This is a genomic window from Bythopirellula goksoeyrii (genome assembly GCF_008065115.1).
Taxonomy (GTDB): domain Bacteria; phylum Planctomycetota; class Planctomycetia; order Pirellulales; family Lacipirellulaceae; genus Bythopirellula; species Bythopirellula goksoeyrii.
Map to the genome: position 1 here is coordinate 2206676 of NZ_CP042913.1, position 16432 is coordinate 2223107.

A 16432-nucleotide genomic window follows, 5' to 3' on the forward strand; every position below is an offset into this window, starting at 1 on the left:
ATTGATACTTTTCAAAGCTCTCAACTCAATAAACCATCACCATGCCCAATTCTAGCAGTCAACACTGGCTTCCACGGTTAGCTCATTGCGTGCTCCATAGCCGCACTGCCGCGGTTTGTGCGGTCGGTGCGTTGAGTCTGATGATCGGCACACTGTTCGTGTTGGTGCGTTTTCCACAGCCAGGAGCCCATGACGAGTTCAGCTATCTCTTGGCCGCAGATACGTTCCTGGAAGGGAGGCTCGCAAATCCTCCACATCCTTTCTGGCAGCATTTCGAGACAATCCATGTCATCCAACAACCAACCTATGCTTCGAAGTACCAACCCGGCCAAGGACTCCTGCTCGCTTTGGGGACACTCCTGGGCGGGTTTCCTGCTGCTGGGGCAGTGATCGGAACTGCTCTCGCGACTGCCGCAGTTTGCTGGATGCTAGGAGGTTGGCTACCCAATCGGTGGGCACTAGTCGGCGGACTCTTTGTAGCCCTCAATCAGTCGATTGTTCTCAATTGGACACTCAGCTATTGGGGCGGGTCGCTGCCGCTTCTAGGCGGCGCATTGATGTTCGGAGCAATGCCACGACTCCTGCGAAGTCCTAGAGCACGCGACGCAATCCTGCTGGCAGGAGGAGCAATCGTGTTGGCCGCCACAAGGCCGTATGAAGGATTTCTTGTCGGCATTGTGATCTCGATCGCGTTGGCTTGGCAATTATTCGTCGAGCAGCGATTCCCTTGGCGAACAACACTCCAGAAGATTGTGCTTCCTGCCACACTCGTCTTGGCGGTGGGCTTGGCCGGACTTGCAACCTACAACAACGCGACGACAGGTTCGCCCTTCACGCTTCCCTATAGTGTTCATGAAGCAACCTACGGCTACAGCCCTTTATTTCTTTGGCAAAGCACCCCCGAAGAACCTGCCTATCGCCATGAAGCATTGCGCGAGTATCAGACGGGTTGGGGAATTCAAGATTATGAGCAGCAACGCACACTTTCAGGTTTCTTCCGGGCGAAAGTCGCGGGATTGCGAAACCTAGGAAGTTTCTATCTCGGTGGGCCACTCGCAATTTCTCTCCTGGCGATACCTTGGACTCTCAAGAATCGTCATTTGCGATTCGTTTGGATTACTCTGGCCGTGTTCTTGCTAGCCGAACTTGCCGTCCCTTGGATGTATCCCCATTACTACGCTCCGATTGCCCCGCTCTTGTTCTTGATTGTTGTCGAGGGTTTGCGCTATCTCAGGGCTAGCATGCATCAATATCCCAAAATGCGCTGTGTGGTTCCAATTCTTCTGGTCTGGCAAGTGGCGCTGCTCGGGCTTCTGTTGGGAGAATACGTTGGATGGCAGGCTGATGGCACGCGCTGGGAGCGGGCTCGCGTAGTAGCCCAACTCAAGGCCACTCCAGAAAAAGACTTGGTCATGGTGCGATATGGTAGCGACCACGATCCCAATGCCGAGTGGGTTTACAATCGAGCCGACATCGACGCGGCGGACATCGTTTGGGCTCGTGAGATGAGTCCTCAGGATGATAGGCGGCTTGTCGGCTTTTTCGGCGATCGCAAGGTGTGGCTCCTCGAGGCTGATGCCCCGGAACCTGCGGTTGTGCCTTACGACGATTCGAATCGCTAGGCCACGAGCGGTAGTCTAGCTTGATGCCGGGCAACAAAAGCAGCGTAGTCTTCTGGGGTGTCGATGCCACGAGTTGCATGATCGATCTGGCCGATGAGAATCGCTTCACCCTGCTCAAGAATGCGGAGTTGTTCGAGTTTCTCGATCTGTTCGGTTCTGCCCACAGGCAAACCTGCAAACCTCAGTAGAAGCTCTCGGCGGTAGGCATAGATACCAATGTGCAGAAAAAAAGTTGCCGGCTCCGCAGTAACTAGTGAATCGTGCCACTCGCGAGGATGCGGGATCGGGCTGCGACTGAAATACATCGCTCGCCCTTGATTGTCGAACACCACCTTCACAGCCGCCGGATCTTCCAAGGACTCACGGTCGCGAATTGGTGCGGCCAAGGTGGCCATCGCACACTCGGGATGCGATTTGAGCAAACTTGCTAATTGATCGATAGCCTGGGGATCGGTCTCCGGTTCATCTCCTTGCAGATTGATAATGATCTCAGCGTTGGGAATCGCCCGGGCGACCTCCGCGACGCGATCGGTACCGCTGGGGCAATCGTTGCTAGTCATCACAACCTCAGCGCCAAATCGCCGGGCCTCTGTGGCAATGTCCTCATCGTCGGTGGCGATGTACACAGCATCTAAATTCTTGGCCTCGCGGGCAGCGGAGTAAGTGTGTTCCAGGAGAGTCTTGCCCGTTTCCCTTAGCAGCATCTTATCGCGAAGCCGAGTCGATTGGCGGCGGGCAGGGATAACCAGGATGCACTTTTCGTTCGATTTGCGAAGTGTCGAAGCAGTCATGAACAAGATCCCAAACGTCCAAGGGAGAAAGTTTCCTTAGCCGGAAGCACACGCCTCCAGGCAAGCCAGCGAAAAATAACGAATTCGCGCTCTTGCATCTACGGCAATCCGAAGCTTTCTACTCGTCTGCCGTGGTTGAAATTGGAGCAAGGTGCTAAGATTCAAATGCTATCTCCGCAACTCCCGGGGTCTGCTAGCAGAGAGTGCTTCACTTTCCTTATCGAGAAAACATATGTGTGGAATTGTTGGTTACATCGGTCAAGGCCAGGCGGCTGAGTTTCTGTTGGATGGGTTGCGCCGGCTCGAATATCGCGGCTACGATAGTTCGGGTATTGCTACCGTCGAAGACGGGGAACTCGATGTCGCCAAGGCCGCAGGTCGAGTGGAAGAGCTAGCCGCTCTGCTGAAAATGCGGCATCACAATGGTTCCGTAGGCATCGGCCATACCCGTTGGGCAACCCATGGTCCTGCTACCGACATCAATGCTCATCCCCACCTCGGCGGCGATCAGATCCTCGCCTTGGTTCATAATGGAGTCATCGAGAATTTTCGCGCGATCAAGGATCGACTGATCGACAAGGGTTACGAGTTTCAGTCGGCCACCGACACGGAGGTTGTCGCTCAACTCCTGGCCTACGAACTGGAGAAAGTTTCCGATGAGACCCTAGATAGCGAAGACCCACTGGCCCCGGTGATCCAAGCGGTACAGAAATCACTTGCCAAATTGCGGGGAACTTATGGACTCGCCGTCATCTTCCGCGATTGGCCTCATGTGATCGTCGCCGCTCGTTTGGGTAGCCCCTTGGTGATCGGCGTAGGCGAAGGTGAAAACTTCATCGCCAGCGATAGCTCTCCTCTGGCCGGTCGTACGAAGAAAATCGTTTACTTGGCGGATAATGAAATTGCACTGGTCACCACCGACACGATTCGTGTGATTCATCGCGATTCGGGAGACGTGGCCCATGACGTACAGACTCTTGATATCGATGCCACGGAAGTCGATCTCAATGGCTTTCCTCACTACATGCTCAAGGAAATCTACGAGCAACCCGAAACGGTCCGCAATGCAATGCGTGGCCGACTTGACAAAGATTCGGCGACGGCCGTCTTCGGCGGGCTGAACTTGACCCCCAATCAGTTACAGTCCGTGAAGCGGATGGTACTGACTGCCTGTGGTACGAGTTGGCATGCCGCATTAGTGGGGGAATACATGATCGAGACGCTCGCACGTATTCCAGTCGAAGTGGAGTACGCCAGCGAGCTGCGCTATCGCAATCCGCCCCTCGACGATCAGACGTTGTTGTTCGCCCTCACCCAAAGCGGCGAGACGATTGACACCCTCGCAGCACTGAGGGAAATGAAACGCAAGGGGCATCCCACAATGTCGATCTGCAATGTCGTGGGAAGCACGATTGCCCGCGAGGCGGACGGCGGGATCTACCTCCATGCCGGGCAGGAAATCGGTGTCGCCAGCACCAAGGCATTTACGGCCCAGTGCGTAGTGATGTCGTTGTTGGCCCTTTACTTTGGTCGCTTGCATCACCTGAGCTACGAAAGTGGCCTGCGAATCATTGAAGAACTCGAACGGCTACCCGATCAGGTCGAACGGGCTTTGGAAACCAACAGCCACGCCCGCCGCATCGCGGAGAAATATGCCAACTGCAACAATTTCCTCTACCTTGGTCGGCAATACAATTTTCCCACAGCCCTGGAAGGAGCCCTCAAGCTCAAGGAAATTAGCTATATCCACGCCGAGGGTTACCCAGCCGCGGAAATGAAGCATGGTCCGATTGCGCTGGTTGACGAGAACACCCCCAGCGTGTTTATCGTGCCGCAGGGAGCCGTCTACGACAAAGTGTTAGCCAACATCGAAGAGATCAAGGCCCGTCGCGGCCCCGTGATCGCCATCGTGGATGACGACGACAGCCGCGTTGCCGAACTTGCGGACGACGTGATCCACATCCCCCCCGTGACCGATTTCCTGCAGCCCATTGTAGCCTCAGTACCTCTGCAACTGCTGGCCTACCACATCGCCATCGCCCGCGGCTGCGATGTCGATAAACCGCGGAATCTGGCCAAGAGCGTGACGGTGGAGTGAATTTGAAAAAATGGGCTGGCTAAGTTCCGATTCAATCTATTTCCCACTGTTGAATCTTGTTGCCCGGCGACTGGCGCCATACCGCCTTGTGTCGAGAGTGTCTTAATTGCTGGCTCTAAACTCTCGGCTCTCAACTACAACGCCACATCGCGCCATGCGATCTCCCCCGGCTCTACGGTCCACCCAAGGCCAAAGTAACCAGCGGCACGCACATCATCATCTCCCTCCGTGAGACTGTCGGCACTCAACAGCAACAAATCGGGGAAATTCGTGCCGTTGACGAAGTACGGCAGGCGATCGGTGGCCCGCATGCCGGTGATTCCTGTGCCACTTACCACGCCGACTACGGCAGTCGCACTCCGGCGGCGTGGTCGGACAAACACGCAAGCTAGATCATCGCCAAGCTCGGGTCGGCGATCGATGGTCACGCTCCCCTTACGAGTTTGCACGGGCGAAGTTGATAAAAGTCGCGGCCAGGCGGAGTTGGTGTCGGCGTTGCCGTAGAGCAGTACGTTCCGGTTTGGTTCAATGGTGGGATCAAACTCAGTGTCGGCCACGACCTCCAGCGACCCGTTGGTGCGAACGAGCCAAGTTTCGGCGTCGTAACGAGCCTTGGCCAACGCCCAGGCGTTTTCCTCATCAGTGCCGTGAGTGCCGTAGACGAGAGTCGGCTCGTGGGCGAACACACTGCGAAAACCACCGTAGCGCTGAGGTTGTTTGAGCACCCTCGGCAATTCTGGCGCGGGATGCCAGCCGAATTGGTCACGCACAAACAGGAGTTCTCCGGTTTCCACTCTGAACTGCCCGATTGCCTCGCCATCGAGGGCGACTTCTACCTCCGTGCCATTCTCTAAGTGATCGACTGCAATCGCCAACGCCGCAACGTTCGACGTGAGCCCCAAAAATAGTTTCTGCTCGGCATCGTATCGTACCGCGGCTCGGCTCAAGGAACCCTGCTCAATTTGTTGCAGTACGGTAAGCCATTGAACCTGCGAGACTTTCCCCGGATCGAAGGTAACACAATCAGCAAGTTCCACCTCTGTGGGAAGTGGAGCCGTTTGTTCGTGACAAAACCTCAGCAACTCCTCATTAGCGGCTTTTAGATTTGCTTCTGTAAAATCCGACCGCTGGCGAAATACAAAATCTGAGTGGAACAACGCCAAGGTTTGGGCGATCTCTCGGGAGTCGTCGGTAGACCTCTCGATTCGTGGTCCGATGCTTTCGAGCAGAATTCCCGCATTGGCCGTGTTCACCAAAAGTGGAGCCAGTTCCCCAGTGGCTTGGATTCTTGATAGCATCGCTTGAATAGGAGTCTGTTCTTCGCTCGCACGCGGTTCATTCGCTGCGTATTCCAGCCAGGCATTGGTGGGTGCCAAGGCCGCCCAGCGGTTGGGCGACGTGCTCCCCAGCCGAATGACTCCATGCCCTCCCGTTCCTGTGCCCCGCAACCACACGCGGCGTGGGTCGAACGCAGCATGCTGGGCTGCATCGTCGAGTGATTCAAGTACATCGGTCGCCGACCAGTCTTCCCAATCACACCCTGCAGTTCGCCGACCAGTCGGTGCGAGAGTCGAAATCGAGGACTGCGGTTCATAGTGGGCAAGGTGATGTCCGCCTGCTTCGTTGGCATTGTGCAGGGTCACGAGCATCCCCCGCGGCAAGATGGGTGATTCACTCCCCGGATCCGAGACCGCGTGAGCCGGGAGGATATCGTATGCCTGGACACTCTGGTCCAACTGACTGCGAAACGTACGTGTCTGCAGTTGCTCTTTGCCGACCAGAGCCAATTCGATCGAAAGTTTCCCTAGGGGTGCCGTACCTTGTTGTGTCTGTTCGTTTAAAGTCAGCTCTACTGGGATCTTCGTTGATAATTCTAACTGCTTGGTAGTCCGTGGATCGAGCGGAATGGCTACTTTACGGATGCCTAGCGGTGGAATACTGCCCACTTTGGTAATCAAGGAACTTCCTGAATCAAGCGAAGCGGTTGCCTGGCAATCGTTGAGTGCATCTTCGCGACAGTTCACCAATAAGACACCGAGCCACAGTGGGCTCGTTTCACCTTCGATGAGCGAAGGCAATGTCAGGTCGCGTTGTTCGAAGAAGACCTCTCGCTGAGGCTTGAGCACTTCTGCTCGCACTTTGCCAGCTGCGCAATGGAACAGCAGTTCATTTTTTCCTGCTCGTAAGACAATTGGCACAATGGTCTGTCCCGTGAGATATGGATCACCAACCCGCGGTTCGCCGTTGACGAACACCATCGCATGGCCCGAAGCCTCCAGCAAGACCACTTGCCGTTGTGGAGAAGTGACTTCGGCAAATGCGTATCCTCCCCGTAGAGAGGAGTGTTCGAGCCAGCCAGTGGAATCGGCCCGAGCTACGTTCCAGGCGAGCGCCCGTCCACCGTGGCCCACAATGGTGTCACCCGCCTGGGGTGTTCTCCAAGTATCTTTGGCAACCGCTGCTTGCAGAGGATCAACATGAATCGGAACCCGGCCATACCGACCCACAGCGGGCAGGACCAGAAACTCGGAAAGAACCAAAGGTTCTTCCGTAAAAGTTTCAGCGGGCAACGGAAGAGCCATTTGCCCCGTTTGCAGCAGAGTCAGGGGTATCACAACGTGACGAAGAAAACTTGTGCATTTGTCCATGCTGTCGGTTGTAACCTTTGTCGCGGTGGTTTCCCAGGGCGTATCTTCTTCGTCCTTCCCGCACAGGCGGGAACCCAGCAATTGGAGGTGAAATCTAGATTCCCGCCTGCGCGGGAATGACGCTCTGCATCCATCTACATTCAATGCTCAAGGCGCTGTAGTTTCACTGCATAATTCAAGCTAAGATCAAAGTATCTGATTCCATGGAAAAATCTTAAGCGAGAATCCCGCATCATGGCAGCACGAATTCTGGCAATTCTCTTGGTTGTTGTGTTGCTGACTGGCCTGATTGCTTACAGCAAATTGCGTCCCGAGTCGAATCACGTGTCCGGTTTCATCGAAGCGGAGGAAATTCGTTTGGGGTCGCGGGTCGGTGGCCGCGTGCAAGAGGTGCTTGTCGAAGAGGGCGCCGCAGTCAAGGCGGGTCAGTTACTGGTGCGGCTCGAACCCTTCGACTTGGAACAGCAACGCGAGGAGGCCAGGGCCAACCTTGTTGCCCGCGAAGCTGATTTGACACGGCTCGAAGCCGGCAATCGCGAGGAAGAAATCGGCCAGGCGAAGGCCCGTTACGAACAGCTGCAAGCAAAGTTGGATCAACTCGTGGCTGGGGCTCGGAAACAGGAAATCGATGCCTCCCGTGCGAGGTTGAAAGTCGCAGAAGCGGAGATGCGGCTGGCGACTCAAAATTTCAACCGCACTCAAGCTTTGGCCAATACCAATGCGATTACCAAGGAAGAATTTGATCGCGCGGCAGAGAGTCTCGAATCGGCAAAGGCCACCGTTTTATTGCGCGGGGAAGAGTTGAGCTTGATCGAGGCAGGCACGCGCGAAGAAGAAATTCGAGCGGCCCAGGCCCAAGTCGAAGAAGCTCGGCTTGCCTGGCAACTCGCGCAGAAGGGATTTCGCAGTGAGGAAATTGCGGCAGCTAAGGCGGCGCGGGATTCTGCCGCGGCCAGTTTGGCGGCGATCGGCGATCGGCTCTCTGAGCTTACGATCAAGAGTCCTGTCAACGGGATGGTCGAGGCCCTGGAACTTCAACCGGGCGACCTCGTTGCAGCAGGTGCGCCTGTCATGTCGGTGCTCGACAACAGTCACTACTGGGTTCGGACCTACGTCCCCCAGAAATGGATGGATTTAAAACTGGGGCAAGCGGTCGAAGTGACTGTTGACAGCATGCCCAATCGGCGTTTTGCAGGCGAAGTGACCTTTATCTCGCGTCGCGCCGAATTTACGCCCAGCAACGTGCAGACTCCCGAGGAGCGTTCCAAACAAGTGTTTCGCATCAAGGTGACGCTCAAGGAGGGACTCGATGTGCTGCGACCAGGAATCTCGGCGGACGTCTGGCTTGATCGAGTGCCAGGAAAAGCGGAGAAGCCCACGCAATGAGCGATCAGTCTTCCGCTGTCGTCATTGATGTCCATGAGTTAAGTCGTTCCTTCGGCGAACTGGTTGCCGTGCGCGACGTCAGCTTCCAGGTCCAGCGGGCATCGATCTTTGGGCTACTTGGTCCTAACGGCAGCGGCAAATCGACCATCATCCGCATGTTGCTGGGTATTCTTTCTCCCACGTCCGGCTCGGCAAATGTCCTGGGCTACGACGCCGAGCGCGATGCCGAACAGATCAAGCGGCGTGTCGGCTACATGTCGCAACAGTTCAGCCTCTATGCGGACCTCTCGGTTCGAGAAAACATCGAGTTCTATGGCCGCATCTACGGGCTCTCCAGCGACCGCATTGCCGAGCGGCAAGCAGTGGTGCTCGGCCTCACCGGATTGGAAGATCGACTCGACCAATTGGCGGGCACGCTTTCCGGCGGCTGGAAGCAACGGCTCGCCTTGGCCTGTTCGCTTATTCACGATCCGGAGATCTTGTTTCTCGACGAACCTACGGCGGGAATCGACCCCGTGGCACGCAGGCAACTGTGGGACCTGTTGTTCGAGCTTTCTGGTCGTGGGGTCACGCTGTTTGTCACCACGCACTATATGGACGAGGCGGAACGCTGCACGGACGTGGGCTACATTTACATGTCCCAGCTCTTGGTGCTGGGCAAACCGTCCGACTTGAAGTCGCTCCCCGCTGTGTCCCCTGCTGGCTCTCGCCGCTACGAGCTGCGAGTTCCTCGACCAGCGGAACGGCTTTCCGAGATTCGCAAGCTCGACGGTGTCCGTGATGCGACCCTCTTTGGCGAGACAGTCCACGTGATGGTCGATGAACATCTCACGCCTAAGAATCTCGCTGCCGAACTATCGACCTCGGTAGACGAAGCCGACATCCGTGAGGTGCCGCCAACACTAGAGGATGTGTTTGTCACGCTCACGAAAAATGCGCAAGAAGACACGGTTCCTCCAGAGCCAATTGTTCCAGCCCCCGACAACGCCCAGGGATTGACGGTATCTCAAAAAGTTGGCCTGGGCGTTGTCCCACCTGAAGCACCTGCTCCTCCAACGAAACGCAGCCGTCCCTTTGCAGGTTTGCTAGCCATCCTGGTGAAAGAGTTCTATCACATCCGCAGGCAACCCTCGACCATCTTCTTCATGTTGGTCGTGCCCGTAATGCAGACGATCATCTTTGGTTACGCCATCGATATCCAGGTCGAACACATCCCGATGGTCGTTTTCAATATGGATGGCCGTCAGCCGAGCCAGCAGCTTGTTGATTCGTTTGTCAACACACGGCGGTTCGATACAGTTGCCTATGTCGAAGACGATGATACCTTCCATCACTGGATGGCCACCGGCGATGCGAAAGTCGGGATGAAAATCCCGCCGTACTATTCCGACCGGCTGCTTCGCGGAGAGCAAGTCGAGGTGCAGGTACTTATCGACGGCAGCGATTCCCAGGTCGCGACCACGGCCCTCAACACGTCGCAATTATTGGGCGTCAACCTCTCGCTCCAATTGGCCAAGCAGAAGGCCGAGGCAGTCCAATTGGCCCCTGCCCGCGATCCCACCGGAAAAGCAGATCTGCCGATCGATATCCGTCCGCGACTCTTGTACAATCCCGACCTCGAGAGCGATCACTTCTTCGTCCCCGGACTGGTCGGCATCATTCTGCAGCTGGTGACCTTGTTTCTCACTTCGTTCGCGATCGTCCGCGAGCGGGAACTGGGCACGCTGGAGCAACTCTTTGTCACCCCCGTGAGCCGCGCGGGTTTGCTCTTGGGCAAACTGATTCCCTATGCCATCGTGGGATTTATTGAGACACTGATCATGCTCACCGTGATGATCTATCTGTTCGGCGTGCCGATCCGCGGTAGCGTGGGTCTGTTGTTGTCGCTTTCGATGCTGTTTATGGTCTGCTCGCTGGGTCTGGGATTGCTGGTCTCGACCATTGCCAAGAGTCAGGTCGAGGCCGTGCAATTCGCTTTCATTGTGATGCTCCCCTCGGTGCTCCTCTCGGGATTTGTGTTCCCCCGCAGCCAGATGCCTTTGCCGATTTACCTTATTACGTTTGCCATCCCCGCGACGTACTTTATCGAAATCCTGCGCGGCATCGTTCTGCGGGGTGCCGGCCTAATGGACCTCGTGCCGATGGTCACCGGGCTGACGATCTGCGCTATCGTGGTCCTCACCATCAGTGTCACCCGCTTTAGAAAACAGTTAGAATAGCCGCTTGCGGCTTTGCGGCGACGGCGGCCTTCACACTCGATCAAGAATCTCCACCGGCAATTCCGGCGTTGCCCCCTGCACTGAAGCGACAAAGGCCCCCACACGATTGGCGAGAGCGACGATTTCAGCGAGCGGTTTTTCCAATAGCAGCCCGACTATCAGCGCCGCACAGCACGAATCTCCCGCTCCAACACTGTCTGCCTGAGGCTGTCGCGGATACTTTGGCACTTTCCCTTCGACTCGCTCGTCAGCTGAATAGAGGACCGTCCCCGCTTCGCCTCGGGTGAGGGCAACCACGGATAGGTCAAACCGCTCGCGTATACCCGCTACCTGTTCGTCGACGCTAAGATTACGTGATTCCAGCTGCAGCAACTCGCCGATCACCGTGAGTTCTTCTTCATTGAGCTTCAAGACGTTAGCCGCCTGTAGGCTGCTTTCGATTACCTCTGCCGAATAGAACTGCTGCCGAAGATTGGTGTCGCACACTCGCAAGGCATGTTTGGCCGTATCGAGAAACTGCTGAATCGACTTGCGACTCGTCGGCGATCGTTGGGCCAAGGTCCCAAAGCAAACGGCCGAACACTTCCCTGCCAATTCAGAGAGCGAGTCAGTGAATTCGATCCGATCCCAGGCAACATTCTCTGTGATCTCGTACTCAGGGTGCCCAGCGGCATCGACTGTTACTTGCACCGTCCCCGTCGGCAAATCAGCGAGAACCGCCAGATGTTCGGTAGTCATCCTCCGCGAAGCAAGTTCCTTCTTCAGACGCTCGCCGAGGGGATCATCCCCAATGGCGCTGGCAATTACCCCATGACAATTCTTGTGACGCAAGAGTTGATTCGCATGCACCGCCAGGTTCACCGGCGCCCCACCCAGCACAGCCCGCTCGCCAAAGCAATCAAACAGCGCTTCGCCCAAGCCAACGACTGTGTAGGGACCAGTGCTATGAGGAATATGCGACACGCTACTTGGCGGTTTAGGCTAGAAGTCTGCTCCGCGGTACGTCCGCGGAGATACGCAGTTCTTCAGCATACCACAAACTAGCTATCAGCTTTAGGCCTCGAATTCGTGGATTCTATCGACGAGTTCGGAAGCAGCCCAAGCCGACCAACCCCATGCCAACTAACAGCATCGCGGCGGGCTCTGGAACAGCCTGTGCGGCAGCCTGTAGTGCGCCACCATTGTACTGAGCTTGCCAAGCGGCAAGCAAAGCGGAGCTCAAAGGCGGAGTCGTCCCACCGCGTTGCCAAACGAGGAAGTCGCGACCGTCAACATCGCCGTCATTGTCGAAATCACCGCTGATTCCTAACGACGCAGGCACGATATTACCAGTCACGACGGCGCCCGTATCGGCGTTGCGATACTGGAAATTGAGCGAGTTTATGTCGCCACCCACTTTGAAGGCGTTGCCAAGCATCTCCGTGCGATTGGCGTTGCCGGCAAATACAGAATTTCCTAAGAGAAACCGCTCGGCAAGCACCTTGTCAGTGGATCCAGGAGCCTCGTCCCACGTTTCACCAGGGCCATCGCCTAGAGTTGTGCCTCCATCGGGGCCATCGACCGGATCGACGAGTGGATTCTTGTCACTCAAACTATCCCATCCGGCGAAATTCAAATCGCCACTGAGTGTAGAACTTGTGATCGTGTAAGCATCCATCTCAATGGTAGACGAGGTATCATTGGTAATCTGCATCAGGCCAGTAGTGGCATCGACCTGCAAAGTGAGTTTATCGGGATTCAAATTCGTTGGATTTGTGTCGGTAAGATAGATACGATCGATGTCAAAGAATTCCCCCGTGCCACCAAAATTATTATTAACTGTAAGGCGAAGATTGTTCCCATCCCGCCCAGCAGCGTGAGGTGCCGTCCCCAGTAGATTGAAAGGTCCCGCATTATCTTTGTAGTAAACGGAGTACTCTTCGGAGTCCTCGTCAATTTCCAATACTACGGTGAAGGGAGTTGCTCGGCTGAGTGTAAGTGGCAGCGGACCGAACTCTGGAGCACCTGTGGTGAGCCTTCCCACAAGTTCGATGCCGCCCGCTGGATTGCGCTGGATGTTCGCTTGTCCCACAATCTCACTACCTTGGAGATTGTCGTTATTGATAAATGCGAAACGTACTTCTTCTAGTTCAGCGGCGTCAAATTCTGACGGGCCAACAAGAGAAGAGAAGTTCCAACCAGACATTTCAGCTACGAGCCACGACTTGCCACTGGTGACGTTGGCAATATCCAGATAATTGGTTCCAAATTCATTATTAGCTTTCTGAATGCGGTATTTCCCATTTTGGATTGAGGAACCTGTCATATCAGCAGTATCTTCTAGCCACATGTTGCCAGTATTCACGTTGTTTGTGGCTCCATCGAGCAGTGTGCCATTCGAATCGTCAAATAAGAATTCTTCAAGAATCGCGGCGTTTGTCGTGCTGCTGGCGATCAGCAGGGCCGCCACTGCCAGACATAGGGAAATTGGTCGAAAGGTGTATTTCATGGTAAGTTCCTCTTTGGGAGTAGGTATTTCGCTGTTGCTATGTCCAGGGTTTTGTGTGACTCGTCGGCGCCGGCTTGCGAGTAACAAAGTACTTACTGTCAACAGTAGGGCTGTGCTTGGTTCGGGTACGCCAGCAATTGCTGCCTCGAAAGCTGGCAATCCATGGATTGCCACATAAGCATCTTTGAAGATAGAAAAGTCGATAATGTTGTTGAAGCCATCATTGTTGAGATCTCCGGCTTGATACGCTTGCACCTCGGACAACCCCGCTAGGTTTGTTTCAGCCCCTGCATTGAAAGTCGTCCAGTCGGCCACAGTTAGCATGCCATCGAAATTCAAGTCTCCCACTTGGAATCGTTTCCCACCGTTGCCAACGAAATTGACGTTTGCCTTGCGGGTAATTCCGCCATCAAAATTAAGAGTGATCTCCAAATCTTCAATCGGGCTCTTGATCCAGGGACCGCTCCCTTGGCTCAAGACGACCATTTGATTGTTGCTCAGGTTTCCGCCATTGCCACCAATGACGCCTTCGCTCAAATCGAAAGCAGTAGTCGAAGTCTTCGACCACGCTCCATCAATGTCGACGCTTCCATTTTGAGGAGCCTGATCATAGTTATCTGTCACTGACTTCCAGTTCGCTGCATTCAGGGCACCTGCTTCCGAAGTGATCGAATACGACCGCAGTCCGCTCAATGCTAGCCCTGTCGTATTTTTAAGCGTCATTACGCCAGTGATACGATCCACCTCTAGTGTCATGAGGTCATTCAATGGATTCGCGTCGGAAAGGGCAATTCGGTCGATCGAGAAGAACTCGTCAAGAGTACTGCCAAAATTGTTGTTCACTGTAAAACGCATCGAATTCCCATTGCGGTCTGGTGAAATAGGAGCCGCGCCTAGAGCCTGAGAAGGATTCGATCCATCTTTATAAAAGACTTTATACGTATTCGAGGTCTTGTTGAGTTCCAAAACCATCGTGAATGGAGAGGTTTGGGTTGTACTAAGCGTGGCACGACTGGAGATATCACTTGAACCTACACCAATCGCCGTTCCGCGAAGTTCGATGTCCCCAGTATCCGTATTTCGGTCGATACGGACTTGCGATGTCACCGAACTTCCACTGTTGCCGGTGTCGTCGTCCAAGAAATCAAATCGTATCTCCTCACCTTCTCCCACAACGCTGTCGTAAAAATCCCAGCCTGACATCCGCACGACGATATAGCGACTCCCAACAGTAGAGGAAGTAATGTTATCAATCTGCAGATAATTGCTGGCAATATTGTCGCTGAATTTAGTAATGCGAAAATTCCCTGCACCGTCCGTAAAAGATTCAGTCAGGGCGTTCGATTGGTCCCACACTTGACCGCCAGGATTGCCTGTGTTGGCAGCCTGAAATAACTCGGCGCCTGCACCGCCAGTAAACTCGAACGCATGGAAATCGACCCCATGCGATGGCTGACAAAAAAGTAACGCACTGGAAATCGCCACACTTGCGAATTGGAACAATTGATTGCGAGACATGGATAGCTCCTTAATGACCTAGGAAACTGATGGGTTGTCGAATGGGTCTCAACAGTGGAACACTGCCAAGCAAAAGTAACGGGATCAATAACGAATTCGGCTCCGGCACTTCAGCAACGAGCGCCTGGAAACCGGCAAGACCATAGACGGCGATGTATTCGTTTTTGAAGATACCAAAATCAACAAGGTTATTGAAACCATCTCCGTTCAGGTCGCCAGCCGCATAAGCGTCAATTGTCGAGAGTACGGACAGATTGGTTTCGGCGCCGGCAAGGAATTTTGTCCAATCCTGAGCGTTGAATTGGCCATCGAAATTCAGATCCAAAGGAACAACAAAAGCTTGTTCAAAGGCGAGGCCAAAGTTGCGTCCCAGCGCGAGGAAACGGTCGACGTTCTCGCCCGCCAGAAAACGAGTTTCGAACGTCGCTGAGAATTCAGCATTGAGATGGTCACGTCCAAACTTGGCGCCCGTGTCATCAATCAACGATGCGCCGCCAGTGATTACGTTCGGTTCTAAAGAAAGGAGATTCAACCACATCGGATCTGATTGATAGGCTGGTAAAAGCAGTCCATGATGATAGGCATACGTATCGTTCACAGTCGAATGAAAATCGAGCAGGTAGTCCACATCGCCTCCCGTGTCGGCTATCAACGCATCCCCTACGACTTCGATATCATCCAGATTGTTGTAGTTAGGGGGTACCCAGTACCGATTGGGGTCGAGTGATTCTCGCTGAACTGTGCTGCGATTGTACCCTGCAAAACGACCGTCAGGATTCCCCATAGGATAGACGTAAAAATCAGCGTACTTGCGCAGCAGGGCTGCTTCTAATTCGTCACTCACAAGAAAATCCACGAGTCCCTCTAGATTGAAGTTCCCCAGGGTTTCGTTGGAGTGAACTCCGCTTACCAGGGCGACTTTCTTCTTGACTGCCGCCCCCGTAGGATCGGAAATCTTGTAACCATACATGTCCTGCGGCGCAACGGTGCGACCCAGATCATCGATTCCCCCTGGTGATTGGCCGATCACCAAGGAGCTGTTGCCACTGAGGGTTGGACTTACCCAGGGACTAGAGACTAGCTCCGCGGTATGATTAGCCGTTCGGGCGGCGGGGTAGGGGAGTCCATAGGCAACCCAGACCTGGTCTTGAGAGAAGGCACTATCGTTGGAAAACGTAAATGTATCTGCACTGCTATTGCGGACATTATTGTCGAAGAAACTCCAATTCTCCTGATCGTAGCTGTAAACCATTTCATGGCCGTTGAGACTGCTGCCACCCGTGTTGAAATCATCGTCGATCTGAAATATTGGCTGGAGTCCATTGACACCACTGGCGGAGAAATACAACCACTTCCACTGCCCCGGATTGTAGTTGTCTCGACCTGCCAACTGCACCTGACTGCCAACCACGGATGAGTTGGCTTCATCCAGCCCGCCGTGATCAAAATCACCATCGAGCATGATAACAGCCCGAGCGCTGGTGCCCAGCAAGAGAAACATCCCCACACACGCAATTAATCGAACTGGCAAATACATGTAGGTTAGGAAGCGTATGAAAGAAATAAATGGAACGCGGACAAACGCTGATTCAGCAGATCTGCGCGGATTCGAGAAACAACGGTCATTCTTACCCGCGTCAATCCGCTGTATCTGCGTTCATC

The 16432-nt window shown here is 54.5% G+C and carries 9 protein-coding genes; 4 read left to right on the forward strand and 5 right to left on the reverse strand.

Going from position 1 to position 16432, the window contains the following annotated elements; genetic code table 11:
* Positions 1-41 precede the first annotated feature (41 nt).
* Positions 42-1622 (forward strand): hypothetical protein, encoded by a 1581-nt coding sequence (locus Pr1d_RS08745; protein WP_148073177.1) that lies wholly within the window; start codon positions 42-44, stop codon positions 1620-1622.
* Here Pr1d_RS08745 and kdsB read toward each other — a convergent pair.
* Positions 1619-2413, reverse strand: coding sequence for a 3-deoxy-manno-octulosonate cytidylyltransferase (gene kdsB, locus Pr1d_RS08750; RefSeq protein WP_148073178.1), 795 nt, complete (start codon positions 2411-2413; stop codon positions 1619-1621). The genes Pr1d_RS08745 and kdsB overlap by 4 nt on opposite strands.
* Positions 2414-2645: 232 nt before the next feature.
* On the opposite strand from kdsB, the gene glmS reads away from it, so the two are divergent.
* A complete protein-coding gene (gene glmS / locus Pr1d_RS08755; RefSeq protein WP_148073179.1) occupies positions 2646-4511 on the forward strand; it encodes a glutamine--fructose-6-phosphate transaminase (isomerizing) in 1866 nt (621 codons plus the stop codon).
* Between the two features lie 134 nt (positions 4512-4645).
* On the opposite strand, the gene Pr1d_RS08760 is transcribed toward glmS, so the two are convergent.
* The gene (locus tag Pr1d_RS08760) at positions 4646-7159 is read right to left on the reverse strand and encodes a hypothetical protein (protein WP_148073180.1); all 2514 of its coding nucleotides are present in this window, start codon (positions 7157-7159) and stop codon (positions 4646-4648) included.
* A 234-nt stretch (positions 7160-7393) separates the two neighbouring features.
* Between Pr1d_RS08760 and Pr1d_RS08765 the strand changes: the two genes are divergently transcribed.
* On the forward strand, positions 7394-8545 hold the full coding sequence (locus Pr1d_RS08765) for an HlyD family secretion protein (protein ID WP_148073181.1): 1152 nt from the start codon (positions 7394-7396) through the stop codon (positions 8543-8545).
* The gene (locus Pr1d_RS08770; protein ID WP_148073182.1) at positions 8542-10764 is read left to right on the forward strand and encodes an ABC transporter permease; all 2223 of its coding nucleotides are present in this window, start codon (positions 8542-8544) and stop codon (positions 10762-10764) included. The genes Pr1d_RS08765 and Pr1d_RS08770 overlap by 4 nt, the downstream gene beginning before the upstream one ends.
* 30 nt (positions 10765-10794) lie before the next feature.
* On the opposite strand, the gene Pr1d_RS08775 is transcribed toward Pr1d_RS08770, so the two are convergent.
* The 3 genes from Pr1d_RS08775 to Pr1d_RS08785 all read right to left on the reverse strand — a co-directional run bounded on the left by Pr1d_RS08775 (position 10795) and on the right by Pr1d_RS08785 (position 16271).
* Positions 10795-11727: a carbohydrate kinase family protein gene (locus tag Pr1d_RS08775; protein WP_210417929.1), complete on the reverse strand. Its 933-nt coding sequence runs from the start codon at positions 11725-11727 to the stop codon at positions 10795-10797.
* A 112-nt stretch (positions 11728-11839) separates the two neighbouring features.
* Positions 11840-14770 (reverse strand): PEP-CTERM sorting domain-containing protein, encoded by a 2931-nt coding sequence (locus tag Pr1d_RS08780; protein WP_148076315.1) that lies wholly within the window; start codon positions 14768-14770, stop codon positions 11840-11842.
* 10 nt (positions 14771-14780) lie between these two features.
* Positions 14781-16271, reverse strand: a complete 1491-nt coding sequence (locus Pr1d_RS08785; RefSeq protein ID WP_168205132.1) for a M14-type cytosolic carboxypeptidase — start codon at positions 16269-16271, stop codon at positions 14781-14783.
* Between the last annotated feature and the right edge of the window lie 161 nt (positions 16272-16432).

Excerpts from the sequence above, each read along its gene's own strand:
- Pr1d_RS08745 (WP_148073177.1), top strand. The coding sequence starts at position 42 with ATGCCCAATTCTAGCAGTCAACACTGGCTTCCACGGTTAGCTCATTGC.
- kdsB (WP_148073178.1), bottom strand. The coding sequence starts at position 2,413 with ATGACTGCTTCGACACTTCGCAAATCGAACGAAAAGTGCATCCTGGTT.
- glmS (WP_148073179.1), top strand. The coding sequence starts at position 2,646 with ATGTGTGGAATTGTTGGTTACATCGGTCAAGGCCAGGCGGCTGAGTTT.
- Pr1d_RS08760 (WP_148073180.1), bottom strand. The coding sequence starts at position 7,159 with ATGGACAAATGCACAAGTTTTCTTCGTCACGTTGTGATACCCCTGACT.
- Pr1d_RS08765 (WP_148073181.1), top strand. The coding sequence starts at position 7,394 with ATGGCAGCACGAATTCTGGCAATTCTCTTGGTTGTTGTGTTGCTGACT.
- Pr1d_RS08770 (WP_148073182.1), top strand. The coding sequence starts at position 8,542 with ATGAGCGATCAGTCTTCCGCTGTCGTCATTGATGTCCATGAGTTAAGT.
- Pr1d_RS08780 (WP_148076315.1), bottom strand. The coding sequence starts at position 14,770 with ATGTCTCGCAATCAATTGTTCCAATTCGCAAGTGTGGCGATTTCCAGT.
- Pr1d_RS08785 (WP_168205132.1), bottom strand. The coding sequence starts at position 16,271 with ATGTTTCTCTTGCTGGGCACCAGCGCTCGGGCTGTTATCATGCTCGAT.